The organism is Pseudomonas sp. BLCC-B112 (assembly GCF_028550695.1).
GTDB lineage: Bacteria > Pseudomonadota > Gammaproteobacteria > Pseudomonadales > Pseudomonadaceae > Aquipseudomonas > Aquipseudomonas danubii.
The window spans coordinates 152,178-165,896 of record NZ_JAQQGK010000005.1 but is presented as its reverse complement, the minus strand read 5'-3'; the positions used below and the strand labels follow the sequence as shown (position 1 = coordinate 165,896).

9 protein-coding genes are annotated in these 13,719 nt (G+C 63.2%); 6 read left to right on the top strand and 3 right to left on the bottom strand.

Annotation, left to right across the window (positions count from 1 at the left end; genetic code table 11):
• Positions 1-72 precede the first annotated feature (72 nt).
• The 5 genes from dnaB to PQT43_RS14640 all read left to right on the top strand — a co-directional run bounded on the left by dnaB (position 73) and on the right by PQT43_RS14640 (position 11,001).
• Positions 73-1,470 carry a replicative DNA helicase gene (dnaB, locus tag PQT43_RS14660; protein ID WP_007921486.1) on the top strand — a complete coding sequence of 466 codons (1,398 nt, stop codon included), beginning with the start codon at positions 73-75 and terminating at the stop codon, positions 1,468-1,470.
• 185 nt (positions 1,471-1,655) lie between these two features.
• The gene (locus PQT43_RS14655; protein ID WP_102862919.1) at positions 1,656-3,953 is read left to right on the top strand and encodes a YgiQ family radical SAM protein; all 2,298 of its coding nucleotides are present in this window, start codon (positions 1,656-1,658) and stop codon (positions 3,951-3,953) included.
• Between the two features lie 308 nt (positions 3,954-4,261).
• Positions 4,262-7,537: a transglutaminase family protein gene (locus tag PQT43_RS14650; protein WP_272754205.1), complete on the top strand. Its 3,276-nt coding sequence runs from the start codon at positions 4,262-4,264 to the stop codon at positions 7,535-7,537.
• A gap of 87 nt (positions 7,538-7,624) precedes the next feature.
• Positions 7,625-10,111 (top strand): circularly permuted type 2 ATP-grasp protein, encoded by a 2,487-nt coding sequence (locus PQT43_RS14645; RefSeq protein WP_272754204.1) that lies wholly within the window; start codon positions 7,625-7,627, stop codon positions 10,109-10,111.
• Positions 10,111-11,001: a transglutaminase family protein gene (locus PQT43_RS14640; protein ID WP_272754203.1), complete on the top strand. Its 891-nt coding sequence runs from the start codon at positions 10,111-10,113 to the stop codon at positions 10,999-11,001. Before PQT43_RS14645 ends, PQT43_RS14640 begins: the two co-directional genes overlap by 1 nt.
• 92 nt (positions 11,002-11,093) lie before the next feature.
• On the opposite strand, the gene PQT43_RS14635 is transcribed toward PQT43_RS14640, so the two are convergent.
• Positions 11,094-11,270 carry a hypothetical protein gene (locus PQT43_RS14635; RefSeq protein WP_267269294.1) on the bottom strand — a complete coding sequence of 59 codons (177 nt, stop codon included), beginning with the start codon at positions 11,268-11,270 and terminating at the stop codon, positions 11,094-11,096.
• Between the two features lie 68 nt (positions 11,271-11,338).
• A complete protein-coding gene (locus tag PQT43_RS14630) occupies positions 11,339-11,926 on the bottom strand; it encodes a TIGR00730 family Rossman fold protein (RefSeq protein WP_102882002.1) in 588 nt (195 codons plus the stop codon).
• Between the two features lie 352 nt (positions 11,927-12,278).
• On the opposite strand from PQT43_RS14630, the gene azu reads away from it, so the two are divergent.
• The gene (gene azu / locus PQT43_RS14625) at positions 12,279-12,725 is read left to right on the top strand and encodes an azurin (RefSeq protein WP_102862924.1); all 447 of its coding nucleotides are present in this window, start codon (positions 12,279-12,281) and stop codon (positions 12,723-12,725) included.
• A gap of 166 nt (positions 12,726-12,891) precedes the next feature.
• Here azu and nadE read toward each other — a convergent pair whose 3' ends face one another.
• Positions 12,892-13,719, bottom strand: coding sequence for an ammonia-dependent NAD(+) synthetase (gene nadE, locus PQT43_RS14620; RefSeq protein ID WP_102862925.1), 828 nt, complete (start codon positions 13,717-13,719; stop codon positions 12,892-12,894).

The following is a 13,719-nucleotide window of genomic DNA, read 5'->3' as shown; positions in this document are numbered from 1 at the left end:
CGATCCTGTTTACAGGTCGTGCCCTTTGTCTTTCTGCTGATCCTGATTTTCACCCCCGAATTCCAAGTGGCCATGAACGATATTTCCGCTCCCGAGCAATACGATCTGCAAACCGCTGCCCTGAAGGTGCCGCCGCATTCCATCGAGGCCGAACAGGCCGTGCTCGGTGGTCTGATGCTGGACAACAACGCCTGGGAACGCGTGTTGGATCAAGTGTCCGACGGCGATTTCTATCGGCATGACCACCGTTTGATCTTCCGCGCCATCGCCAAGCTGGCCGATCAGAACATGCCCATCGACGTGGTCACCCTGTCCGAGCAGTTGGACAAGGAAGGCCAGACCTCCCAGGTCGGCGGCCTGGGCTATCTCGGCGAGCTGGCCAAGAACACCCCGTCGGTGGCCAACATCAAGGCCTATGCGCAGATCGTTCGCCAGCGGGCGACCCTGCGCCAACTGATCGGCATCAGTACCGAGATCGCTGACAGCGCCTTCAACCCTGAAGGTCGCACCGCCGAAGAGATCCTCGACGAGGCCGAACGGCAGATCTTCCAGATTGCCGAGGCGCGGCCCAAGACCGGCGGTCCGGTGGGCGTCAACGAGTTGCTGACCAAGGCCATCGACCGCATCGATACCCTGTTCAACACCGACAACGCCATCACCGGCCTGTCCACCGGCTACACCGACCTCGACGAGAAGACCAGCGGCCTGCAACCGGCCGACTTGATCATCGTCGCCGGCCGTCCGTCCATGGGTAAGACCACCTTCGCCATGAACCTGGTGGAGAACGCGGTGCTGCGCAGCGACAAGGCGGTGCTGGTGTACTCCTTGGAGATGCCAGGCGAATCGCTGATCATGCGTATGCTGTCCTCCCTGGGCCGCATCGACCAGACCAAGGTCCGTTCCGGCCAGCTGGAAGACGACGACTGGCCGCGCCTGACCTCGGCGGTCAACCTGCTCAACGACCGCAAGCTGTTCATCGACGACACCGCGGGTATCAGCCCTTCGGAGATGCGTGCGCGGACCCGTCGCCTGGTGCGTGAGCACGGCGACATCGCGCTGATCATGATCGACTACCTGCAGCTGATGCAGATCCCGGGGTCCAGCGGTGACAACCGGACCAACGAGATTTCCGAGATCTCTCGGTCCCTCAAAGCCCTGGCCAAGGAATTCAACTGCCCGGTGGTGGCCCTGTCCCAGCTCAACCGCTCTCTGGAACAACGTCCCAACAAGCGCCCGGTGAACTCCGACTTGCGGGAATCCGGAGCGATCGAGCAGGACGCCGACGTGATCATGTTCGTGTACCGGGATGAGGTGTATCACCCCGAGACCGAGCACAAGGGCATTGCCGAGATCATCATCGGCAAGCAGCGGAACGGCCCCATCGGCTTTATCCGCCTGGCGTTCATCGGCAAGTACACCCGCTTCGAGAACCTCGCGCCGGGCAGTTACAACTTCGACGACGACGAATAACCCGCCCGTTCGCTGGCAATTTGCTTGCCGGCGCCCAGCTGTAGGTGCCGGCTCGCCGGCGAATCGGGCTGCACCGAATTCCGACCATAATGGTCGGAATTGGTTATTTTTTGTGCTATATTCCGCGCCCGCGAATTTCCCTGTGAATCAACGCGTCCCTATCCAAGCCAACACCGGTCATCGACATGCAAGCAGCCAAGCCGTTATTTGACTATCCAAAGTACTGGGCCGAATGTTTCGGGCCAGCACCATTCCTGCCCATGAGCAGGGAGGAGATGGATCAGCTCGGCTGGGATTCCTGCGACATCATCATCGTCACCGGTGATGCCTACGTCGATCACCCCTCGTTCGGCATGGCGATCATCGGCCGGCTGCTGGAGTCCCAGGGCTTTCGCGTGGGGATCATCGCCCAGCCCAACTGGCAGTCCAAAGACGACTTCATGAAGCTCGGCGAGCCGAACCTGTTCTTCGGTGTCGCCGCCGGCAACATGGACTCGATGATCAACCGCTACACCGCCGACAAGAAAGTCCGCTCCGACGACGCCTACACCCCGGGCGGCCTGGCGGGCAAGCGTCCGGACCGCGCCAGCCTGGTGTACAGCCAGCGCTGCAAGGAAGCCTACAAGCATGTGCCGATCGTCCTGGGCGGCATCGAGGCTTCCCTGCGCCGTATTGCTCACTATGACTACTGGCAGGATCGGGTGCGCAACTCGATCCTGATCGACGCCAGCGCCGACATCCTGCTGTACGGCAACGCCGAGCGGGCCATCGTTGAAGTGGCCCAGCGCCTGTCCTATGGCCACAAGATCGAAGACATCACCGACGTGCGCGGCACCGCCTTCATCCGCCGCGATACGCCCAAAGACTGGTACGAAGTGGACTCCACCCGTATCGACCGCCCGGGCAAGATCGACAAGATCATCAACCCCTACGTCAATACCCAGGACACCCAGGCCTGCGCCATCGAGCAGGAGAAGGGCCCGGTTGAAGATCCGAGCGAAGCCAAGGTGGTGCAGATCCTTGCCAGCCCGCGGATGACCCGGGACAAGACCGTGATCCGCCTGCCGTCCATGGAGAAGGTGCGCAACGACCCGGTCCTGTACGCCCACGCCAACCGCGTGCTGCACTTGGAAACCAACCCCGGTAACGCCCGTGCCCTGGTGCAGAAACATGGCGAAGTGGACGTGTGGTTCAACCCGCCGCCCATTCCCATGACCACCGAGGAAATGGACTACGTGTTCGGCATGCCTTACCAGCGCGTTCCGCACCCGGCCTATGGCAAGGAAAAAATTCCGGCCTACGACATGATCCGCTTCTCGGTGAACATCATGCGCGGCTGCTTCGGTGGCTGTACCTTCTGCTCCATCACCGAGCACGAAGGGCGGATCATCCAGAACCGTTCCGAGGAGTCGATCATTCGCGAGATCGAAGAAATCCGCGACAAGGTTCCCGGTTTTACCGGAGTGATCTCCGACCTTGGCGGCCCGACCGCGAACATGTACCGCATTGCCTGCAAGAGCCCGGAGATCGAATCCGCGTGCCGCAAGCCGTCCTGCGTGTTCCCCGGCATCTGCCCGAACCTGAACACCGACCATTCGTCGTTGATCCAGCTGTATCGCAGCGCCCGCGCCTTGCCCGGGGTGAAGAAGATCCTCATCGCTTCCGGCCTGCGCTATGACCTGGCGGTGGAATCGCCGGAGTACGTCAAGGAGCTGGTGACCCACCACGTGGGTGGCTACCTGAAGATTGCTCCGGAACACACCGAGGAAGGTCCGCTCAATCAGATGATGAAGCCGGGCATCGGTACCTACGACCGCTTCAAGCGGATGTTCGAGAAGTACTCCAAGGAAGCGGGCAAGGAGCAATACCTGATTCCGTACTTCATCGCCGCGCACCCGGGGACCACCGACGAAGACATGATGAACCTGGCCCTGTGGCTCAAGGGCAACGGCTTCCGCGCCGACCAGGTGCAGGCGTTCTATCCGTCGCCGATGGCCACCGCCACCGCCATGTACCACTCGGGCAAGAACCCGCTGCGCAAGGTCACCTACAAGAGCGACGGCGTGACCATCGTCAAGAGCGAGGAGCAGCGTCGCCTGCACAAGGCGTTCCTGCGCTACCACGATCCCAAGGGCTGGCCGATGCTGCGCGAGGCCCTGCTGCGCATGGGGCGTGGCGACCTGATCGGCCCGGGCAAGCACCAGCTGATTCCGACCCATCAGCCGGCCACCGACAGCTACCAGAGCGCCCGCCGCAAGAACTCGACACCGGCCGGCAGCCACAAGGTGGCCAAGGAAACCAAGATCCTGACCCAGCACACCGGCCTGCCGCCGCGTGGCAGTGACGGTGGCAATGCTTGGGACAAGCGTGAGCAGGCCAAGGCCGCCGCCTTCGCCCGCAACAAGCAGGCCGCCAAGGAGCGTGCCGATGCGGCCAAGGGCAAAGGCAAGAAGCCAACCCGCAAGCCGGTGGTACCGCGCTAGGCAACAGAACGCCAGCTCCTCGGAGCTGGCGTTTTTGTTTTGGCTGCCGATCGCGGCGCAAGCCGGTCTTGTTGGCGGTCCGCTGTCAGCGTTGGCGCATTGAGCTGGCGCTGCATTAACAGTGCGAGCGCAGCCGCTTCGGGTCATGCCGTCTGGCACATTTCTGTGCAGTGAGCTGCACAGGGATGCACCGGTTGCGCGGTTTTGGTGCTGTACTGCCCCGAGTCGTTGAACAACCCCCCGGACTTGGGCCCTGGCACAAGTCTTGCGCGGGTTCATCCACCGCTCAGGCTCGCAGGAGGCACGCCGTGTCGATTCATGTCGCATTGCACCATGTCACGCACTATCGCTACGACCGCGCCGTCGAACTTGGCCCGCAGATCGTCCGCCTGCGCCCGGCTGCCCACAGCCGCACGCGAATCCTCTCCTATGCGCTGAAGGTCCAGCCCGAGCAGCATTTCATCAACTGGCAGCAGGACCCCCAGGGCAATTATCTGGCGCGCCTGGTCTTTGCGGAGAAAACCACCGAGCTGCGGATCGAAGTGGATCTGCTGGCGGAGATGGCGGTGTTCAATCCGTTCGACTTCTTCCTTGAGCCCTACGCGCAGCAGATCCCTTTCGCCTACGCCGCCGATGAGCAGCGCGAGCTGGCGCCCTACCTGGAAACCCTGCCCCTGACGCCCAAGTTCCAGGCCTACCTGGACGGTATCTCACGTACGCCGTTGCCTGCGGTAGACTTCCTGGTGGCGTTGAATCAGCGGCTCAGCGCAGACATCGCCTACCTGATTCGCCTGGAACCGGGGGTGCAGAGCCCGGAGCAGACCCTGGTCAATGCCTCCGGCTCCTGTCGCGATTCGGCCTGGCTGCTGGTGCAGCTGTTACGCCACCTGGGACTGGCGGCGCGTTTCGTCTCCGGCTACCTGATCCAGCTCACGGCCGACGTCAAATCCCTGGACGGTCCTTCGGGTACTGAGGTGGACTTCACCGACCTGCACGCCTGGTGCGAGGTCTACCTCCCCGGAGCCGGCTGGATCGGCCTGGACGCCACCTCAGGGCTGTTTGCCGGAGAAGGTCACATTCCCCTGGCCTGCAGCCCCGATCCCTCTTCAGCGGCGCCCATCACGGGTCTTGTGGAACCTTGCGAGTGTCAGTTCAGCCATGAAATGACTGTGGAGCGGATCTGGGAAGCGCCCCGGGTCACCAAGCCTTACACCGACGAGCAGTGGCTGGCCATCCAGGCCCTGGGCCGGCAGATCGATGTGGACCTGCTGCAGAACGATGTGCGCCTGACCATGGGCGGCGAACCGACCTTCGTGGCCATCGACGATCCCGACGGCGCCGAGTGGAACACTGCCGCCCTGGGCGCGAACAAGCGGCGTTTGGCCGCTGAGCTGTTCCAGCGCCTGCGCCAGCGCTACGGGCCTCAGGGGCTGGTGCATTTCGGCCAGGGCAAGTGGTACCCGGGGGAGCAATTGCCGCGCTGGTCGCTGAACTGCTATTGGCGAGTTGACGGTGTGCCGATCTGGCACAACAGCGCCTTGATTGCCGATGAGCACGAGGACTATGGCGCTGACGCATCATTGGCCGGGCGCTTTCTCGCCAGTGTCGCCGAGCGCCTGAAGCTGCCCGGGCGCTTTGTGTTTCCCGCCTACGAAGACCACTTCTATTACCTGTGGCGCGAGGGCCGCCTGCCCCTCAATGTCAGTGCCGAGGACTCGCGGCTGGAGGATGCCCTGGAGCGCGAGCGGTTGCGCAAGGTGTTCAGCCAGGGCCTGGATAAAGTCATTGGCCAGGTGCTGCCCCTGGCCCGTAGCGCCAAGGGTGATCAATGGCAGAGCGGCCGCTGGTACCTGCGAGACAGTCATTGCCGATTGGTGCCTGGGGATTCCCCCCTGGGCTATCGCCTGCCCCTGGCGTCCCAACCCTGGGTGACGGCGGCGGAGTACCCCTTCATTCACCCCAACGATCCGAACCAGGATTTCCCTGAGCTGCCGGACCCGGCGCAGCTCGCAGAAGTCCCTGAGTCGGCGGTTGCGGATGAGCGCGTGCCAGAGATTGATCAGTCCGCGGATTGGCTGACCCGCACCGCGCTCTGCGCCGAGGCGCGAGAAGGGCGGCTGTACCTGTTCATGCCGCCCCTGGAGCGACTCGAGGATTACCTGCAACTGGTCAGCGTAATCGAAGCCACTGCGGCAGAGCTGCATTGCCCGGTGCTGCTGGAAGGCTACGAGCCGCCCGCCGACCCGCGCTTGAGCAACTTCCGGGTGACGCCGGACCCGGGCGTGATCGAGGTCAACGTGCAGCCTTCGGTCAGTTGGGACGAGCTGGTGGAGCGCACCGAGTTCCTGTACGAGCAGGCCCGGCAGACCCGCCTGACCAGTGAGAAATTCATGATCGACGGGCGCCACACCGGTACTGGCGGCGGCAACCATTTCGTCCTCGGTGGCGCGACGCCGGCGGATTCGCCGTTCCTGCGCCGCCCCGACCTGCTGCGTAGCCTGATCAGCTATTGGCACAATCATCCGTCGTTGTCCTACCTGTTTTCCGGATTGTTCATCGGCCCCACCTCCCAGGCACCCAGGGTCGATGAGGCGCGCAACGACTCGCTTTATGAACTGGAAATTGCCTTTGCACAGATGCCCGCGCCGGGCGAGGAGTGCCCGCCGTGGCGGGTGGATCGCCTGCTGCGCAACCTGCTGATCGATGTCACCGGCAATACCCATCGCGCCGAGTTCTGCATCGACAAGCTCTATGCGCCGGACGGCGCCACCGGGCGTCTCGGCCTGCTGGAGCTGCGGGCCTTTGAAATGCCGCCCCATGGGCGCATGAGCCTGGTCCAGCAGTTGCTGCTGCGGGCGCTGGTGGCGCGGTTCTGGCGTGAGCCTTATGCCCCGACCAAGCTGGCGCGTTGGGGCACTGAGCTGCACGATCGTTTCCTGCTGCCGCATTTCATCGAGCAGGATTTTGCCGATGTGCTGGTGGAGCTCAATGCCGCCGGATATCCGCTGCGGGCCGAGTGGTTTGCCCCTCATCTGGAGTTTCGCTTTCCCAAGGTCGGCGATTACGCGGTCAGCGGTATCGAGCTGGAGTTGCGTCAGGCCCTGGAGCCCTGGCATGTGCTGGGGGAAGAGGGCGGGGCCGGGGGCACGGTGCGCTATGTCGACTCTTCTCTGGAGCGTTTGCAGGTCAAGGTCAGTGGGCTGACGCCGCAGCGCCATGTGCTGACCTGCAACGGTGTGGCGGTTCCTTTGCAGCCCACGGGGCGGGTAGGGGAGTTTGTCGCCGGGGTGCGCTATCGCGCCTGGCAGCCGGCCAACTGCCTGCAACCCGGCATCCCGGTCCACGCACCGCTGGTGTTCGATCTGCTGGACAGTTGGATGCAGCGCTCCCTGGGGGGCTGCCAATACCATGTGGCCCATCCTGGGGGACGCAACTACGACAGTCTGCCGGTCAATGCCAATGAAGCGGAAAGCCGACGCATGGCGCGTTTCTTTCGCCTCGGACACAGCCCCGGTAGCCTTGTGGTGCCGCCTCTGATCATCAATGACGAGCTGCCCATGACCCTGGATTTGCGACGCTTCTAATCCACCTGCGACGCCCGCGATATAGCCATATCCGGGCGTCGGGGCTGTGGGTTAATCTGACTTTCCCTGCCGTCTGCCGAGTGTTCCATGCCTGACTTGCTAGACCGTTACCCGCTGACGGCGGGTACCTACCACGAGCTGCTGGATGACCAGGGTGCGGTCCGGGCGCACTGGCAGCGCCTGCTTGAACAACTGCAACGCAGCAGCCCCGCGCAGCTGGCCCAGCGCCAGGCGCTGCTGACCCGGCAGATCCACGAGAACGGTGTCACCTACAACGTCTATGCCGACCCCAAGGGCGCGGATCGGCCCTGGGAGCTGGATTTGCTGCCCCATGTGATTCCGGTGGAGGAGTGGCAACTGTTGTCCGCCGGGATCGCCCAGCGGGCGCGCCTGCTCAATGCCGTACTGGCGGACCTGTACGGCCCGCAGCGACTGATCAGCGAAGGGCTGTTGCCTGCTGAACTGGTGTTCGGGCACAACAATTTTCTCTGGCCATGCCAGGGCATCCAGCCGCCCGAGCAGACCTTTCTGCACCTCTATGCAGTGGACCTGGCGCGCACCCCCGATGGTCGTTGGTGGATCACTGCCGATCGTACCCAGGCGCCGTCCGGGGCCGGCTACGCCCTGGAAAATCGCATGATCGTGTCCCGGGCCTTTCCGGATCTGTACCGTGACCTGCACGTGCAGCATCTGGCCGGCTTCTTCCGTGCCCTGCAGGAAACCCTGGCCCGGCAGGCGCCCCGGGATGCCGAAGCACCGCTGATCGTGCTGCTGACTCCGGGGCGTTTCAACGAGAGTTACTTCGAGCATCTGTACCTGGCACGCCAGCTGGGTTACCCGCTGGTGGAGGGCGGCGACCTGACGGTGCGCGATGCCACGGTCTATCTCAAGACCCTCAGCGGCCTGCGTCGGGTGCACGCCATCATGCGTCGCCTGGATGATGATTTCTGTGATCCTCTGGAGCTGCGTACCGATTCCGCTCTGGGGGTGCCCGGCCTGCTGGATGCGGTGCGTCAGGGCCGGGTGCTGGTGGCCAATGCCCTGGGCAGCGGGGTGCTGGAGTCTCCAGGGCTGCTGGGCTTCTTGCCGAAAATCAGCCTGTTCCTGTTGGGGGAGCCATTGCTCCTGCCTTCCATCGCCACCTGGTGGTGTGGTGAGGCGCCCGTGCTGCAACAAGCTCTGGAGAAACTCCCAGAGCTGCTGATCAAACCGGCGTTTCCATCCCAGAGTTTCACCCCGGTGCTGGGGCGCGACCTGAGTCCCGAACAGCGCGCCAGCCTCGCCGAGCGTATGCGTGCGCGGCCCTACGCTTATGTCGCCCAGGAGTTGCCGCAACTGTCCCAGGCGCCGGTCTGGCAGGCCGAGGACGGTCGCTTGCAGCCACGGGCCATCGGCATGCGGGTGTACGCGGTGGCCAGCGACGACGGCTATCGGGTGCTGCCCGGCGGCCTGACCCGGGTCGCCGCCGACGCCGACGCCGAAGTGGTGTCGATGCAGCGCGGTGGCGCCAGCAAGGACACCTGGGTGCTGGGGGAGCGCGCCCCCAGCGGCGAGCAATGGAAAGCCCAGCGCACCATTGGTGTCTATGACTTGGTCCGTCGTGATCCCTACTTGCCGTCGCGGGTGGTGGAGAACCTGTTCTGGTTCGGTCGTTATTGTGAGCGCTGTGACGACAGCGCACGGCTGTTGCGGATCATGCTGGCCCGTTACGTCGATGGCGACGATCCGCGAGCTTTGCTGGCCGCGGTCGACCTGGGGGAAAGCCTGATGCTGCTGCCGGATGAGGGCGAGTTGCCCGAGCGTCTGCTGGCGGCCCTGTTGGGGGAGGACTGGTCGTTCAGCCTGCGCTCCAACCTGCAGCGCCTGCAGTGGGCCGCCTCCCAGGTGCGCGGCAAGCTGTCCCGGGAAAACTGGCAGGCCCTGGTGGAGTTGCAGCGCGAAGCCCAGGAGCTGGACACCGCAGAGCCGGACTTCGGCGAGCTGCTGGATTTTCTCAACCGTCTGGTGATGTCCCTGGCAGCGCTCTCGGGATTCGCCCTGGACGACATGACCCGCGACGAAGGATGGCGCTTCCTGATGATTGGCCGGCGCATCGAGCGCCTGCAATTTCTCAGCAGCAGCCTGGCCGCCTTCCTGCGGGGCACTGCGGTGTTCGATCAGGCGGGCTTGGAGTGGCTGCTGGAGCTGGGCAACAGCAGCATCACCTATCGCTCCCGCTACCTGGCGGTGGCGCAGTTGATCCCGGTCCTCGACCTGTTGCTGCTGGATGAGCAGAACCCCCACGCGGTGCTGTTCCAGCTCAAGCTGGTGACCCGTACCCTCAAGCGCCTCAACGATGACTTCGGCGTGCCCCGCGAGGTGGCGTTGCCGAGGCTGGTGGAGCGCCTGGCCCATGTCGACCTGGGCTGCCTGGAGAACTCCCTGTTTGGTGAGGCCAGCGTGAGAGCCGCGGTGGCGGGGCTGGCGGACCTGTTGCAAGAGATCGCCGAGGTCAGCGGCCAGGTGTCCGATCGCCTGGCCTTGCGGCATTTCGCCCACGTGGATGATGTTAGCCAGCAAACGGTGTCGGTGTAATGAGCGCGCGCTACCAGATTTTCCATGACACCCATTATCGCTACGACAGCCCGGTGTCCCTGGCCCAGCAGCTGGCGCACCTGTGGCCCCGGGTTTGCGCCTGGCAACAGTGCAGCGAGCGGCAGTTGCTGATCAGTCCCGAGCCCACCTCCCGCCGTGACGAGCAGGATGTGTTTGGTAACCCTTTGACCCGTCTGGCCTTCGAGCGGCCCCATGATGAATTGCAGGTCAACGCCCAGCTTAGCGTCGAGGTGCTGGATCGGCCGCGTTTGGACTTTGCCGCGTCCATGGCGTGGGATGTCGCCCGCGGAGCCCTGACCTACAGCGGTCGGCCGTTGCCGGTGGATTTGCTGGAGGCCAGTCGTTATCGCTTCGAGTCACCTTATGTGCATCTCAAGCAGCGTTTCGTCGAGTTTTCCGCAAGCTGCTTTGCTCCGGGCCGGCCACTGTTGCAGGGCGTCCAGGCCTTGATGGAGAAGATCTTCAGCGAGTTCACCTTCGATGCCGAAGCGACCCAAGTGGCGACACCTTTGGTGGAAGTCCTGGAGCGTCGACGGGGTGTGTGCCAGGACTTTGCCCACCTGATGCTGGCGTGCCTGCGTTCGCGAGGGTTGGCGGCGCGCTACATCAGCGGCTACCTGCTGACCCAGCCACCGCCGGGGCAGCCGCGGCTGATCGGTGCCGACGCTTCCCATGCCTGGGTTTCGGTGTTTTGCCCGGTGCTGGGCTGGGTGGATTTCGATCCGACCAACAACGTGCAGCCGGCACTGGAACACATCACCCTGGCCTGGGGCCGGGATTTTTCCGATGTCTCGCCGTTGCGTGGAGTGATTCTTGGCGGGGGCAGCCATGACCCGGAGGTCCGGGTCACCGTCATGCCTCTGGAATAAAGCTGGAGTCGGCTTGCCGGCGAAGAGGCCGGCGGATGCTGCGTGGGGCTGGAGAGCGCTTTCGCTGGCAAGCCAGCTCCTACAGTTTCAGGTCAGGCCTGGGGGGGCTGAGACTCGGCGTCATCGACGCTCACTTCACCTTCAGTATCCGGGGTCAGTGTGCTGGCTTCTTCTGCAGCAGCTTTCTTGCGTTGCAGCTTTTCCTCTTTCTTCTGTTCCTTGGCCAAGTCTCGTTGACGTTTGGCGAAGGAGTAGTTGGGTTTAGCCATGGGCGATCCTCTGGGGTCGAAGGTGAGGTTGAGCGGCGCGTATTCTGCCTGTTATCGGGTGCTGACGGTTAACTGGGTTTACTCTCGGCCCACTTGTCCGCTACCGAAGGCTTCCAGGCGTCCAGGGCATCCAGCAGGCTGGCTGGCGATTCGCTCATTTGCAGCATGTCACGGTGCGGGGCCCGGACGAAGCCTTCGCCGACGATATGGTCGAGAAATCCACTGAGTTTTTCGTAGAAGCCGTTCACTTCCAGCAGGCCCAGAGGCTTGTGGTGATAGCCCAGTTGGCCCCAGGTCCAGACTTCGAACAACTCTTCCAGGGTGCCCAGGCCCCCAGGCAGGGCAATGAAGGCATCGCTGAGTTCAGCCATGCGCGCCTTGCGTGCGTGCATGCCGTCCACCACTTCCAGGCGGGTCAGGCCGTTGTGGCCGATTTCCTTGTCTTTCAGGCTTTGCGGGATGATCCCGATGACTTCACCGCCGGCTGCCAGGGCCGCGTCGGCCACTATGCCCATCAGGCCCACCGCGCCGCCGCCATAGACCAGGGTCAGCTTGCGCTCGGCCAGGGCCCGGCCCAGGGCCTGGGCTGCTTCACGATAGAGGGGATGGCTGCCGGTACTGGCGCCACAAAATACACAGACAGAAGTTAACGTCATGCCTTACTCCGAGGTCATTGATGGCCTCAGAGTAAAGGCTGAAAGATCTGGCTCCAAGCATTAAACCTCGCGTTGCGGGGTTTCATGGGTGCCGCTGGCGCCACAGGCGTAGGCGGCGAGCAAGCTGCGAAACAGGCTGTTGAGAGGCATGGCCAAGGCTCCTAAAAGATGTTGATGGGCAGATCTTAGAGGGCGGTTTCGCAGGGGGCTGTTTGATTGTCTTGATCGGCCCGATAGCAGAGAGTTGTATACAGTTTTTTGATGCAAATCATAGGAACTTGGCAGAAATTCAGGCAGTCTTCGGTCCCATGGATTCAGATGGATTTTGTTAACCCTGCCTTGGAGATTCACCATGTTTGCCAAACTCGTTGCGGTATCCCTGTTGACACTGGCCAGCAGCCAACTGATGGCTGCCGAATGCAAGGTCGATGTCGACTCTACCGACCAGATGTCCTTCAACACTAAGGAAATCACCATCGACAAGAGCTGCAAGACCTTCACCGTGAACCTGACTCACTCCGGCAGCCTGCCGAAGAACGTCATGGGTCATAACTGGGTCCTGAGCAAAACCGCAGACATGGCTGGCATCGCCGCCGACGGCATGGCCGCTGGCATCGACAAGAGCTACCTGAAAGAAGGCGACACCCGCGTCATCGCCCACACCAAGATCATCGGTGCTGGCGAGAAAGACTCGGTGACCTTCGACGTATCGAAGCTGACTGCTGGCGAAAGCTACCAGTTCTTCTGCTCGTTCCCAGGCCACAACTCGATGATGAAAGGCGCTGTGATCCTGAAGTAAGCATCAGGTCCGGCTGCAACAAGAAAGCGCCCCGCGGGGCGCTTTTTTTGTGCCTGACGTTTCACCCTCTGGTCGGAGCCGGCTTGCCGGCGAACAGGCCCTTGAACCTTGTGCAGCATCAAGCGGCCCTTTCGCCGGCAAGCCGGTTCCTACAGAGCGTGGTGGGTCACGGGGCGAAGGGCATGACGCGTTTGTGATGGGTCTTGCGGTAGGTGTCGCAGATGATCTTGAAGGCTTCCTCGCGCACCGGCTGGCCATGCAGGAATGCGTCGATCTCGGTGTAGGTGACGCCATGTGAGGCTTCATCCGGTTTGCCCGGGGACAGGTCCTCGAGGTCGGCGGTGGGCACCTTCTCTACCAGGGATTCCGGAGCGCCGAAGTAGCGGGCAATCGAACGCACCTGATTCTTCACCAGGCCGCTCAGTGGCGCCAGGTCGCAGGCGCCATCACCGAACTTGGTGAAGAAACCCATCACCGCTTCGGCGGCGTGGTCGGTGCCGATCACCAGGCCCTGGGCGGCGCCGGCGATGGTGTACTGGGCCACCATGCGCATCCGCGCCTTGGTGTTGCCCAGGACAAAGTCCCGGGACACCGCGTGCTGCCCCTCAAAGGCCGCGACTTCATTGGCCAGGGCCTTGACCGCCGGGCCGATGTTCACGGTGTGGCGTTCGTCGGGGTTGATGAAGTCCACCGAAGCCTGGGCGTCGTGTTCGTCGAACTGGGTCTCGTAGGGCAGGCGCACGGCGATGAAGCGGTAGCTGTCGTCACCGCTGCGCTCGCGCAGCTCACGCATGGCGCGTTGGGCCAGCAGGCCGGCGGTCAGTGAGTCGACACCGCCGCTGATACCCAGGACCAGGGACTTGAGACCGGAATTGACCAGGCAATCCTGGATGAAACGGACGCGCCGGGCGATTTCCGCCTCCAGGGCAGCTTGGTCGGGAAAAGGTGCTTGGACCTTCAGCTGCTGCGCAATCTCACGCTGTGCGGCTTGCAT

Bases quoted from the DNA above. Each gene is read 5' to 3' on its own strand.
- nadE (WP_102862925.1), bottom strand. From the start codon at position 13,719: ATGCAAGCCGCACAGCGTGAGATTGCGCAGCAGCTGAAGGTCCAAGCA.
- PQT43_RS14635 (WP_267269294.1), bottom strand. From the start codon at position 11,270: ATGGCTAAACCCAACTACTCCTTCGCCAAACGTCAACGAGACTTGGCC.
- PQT43_RS14655 (WP_102862919.1), top strand. From the start codon at position 1,656: ATGCAAGCAGCCAAGCCGTTATTTGACTATCCAAAGTACTGGGCCGAA.
- PQT43_RS14630 (WP_102882002.1), bottom strand. From the start codon at position 11,926: ATGACGTTAACTTCTGTCTGTGTATTTTGTGGCGCCAGTACCGGCAGC.
- dnaB (WP_007921486.1), top strand. From the start codon at position 73: ATGAACGATATTTCCGCTCCCGAGCAATACGATCTGCAAACCGCTGCC.
- PQT43_RS14640 (WP_272754203.1), top strand. From the start codon at position 10,111: ATGAGCGCGCGCTACCAGATTTTCCATGACACCCATTATCGCTACGAC.
- PQT43_RS14645 (WP_272754204.1), top strand. From the start codon at position 7,625: ATGCCTGACTTGCTAGACCGTTACCCGCTGACGGCGGGTACCTACCAC.
- azu (WP_102862924.1), top strand. From the start codon at position 12,279: ATGTTTGCCAAACTCGTTGCGGTATCCCTGTTGACACTGGCCAGCAGC.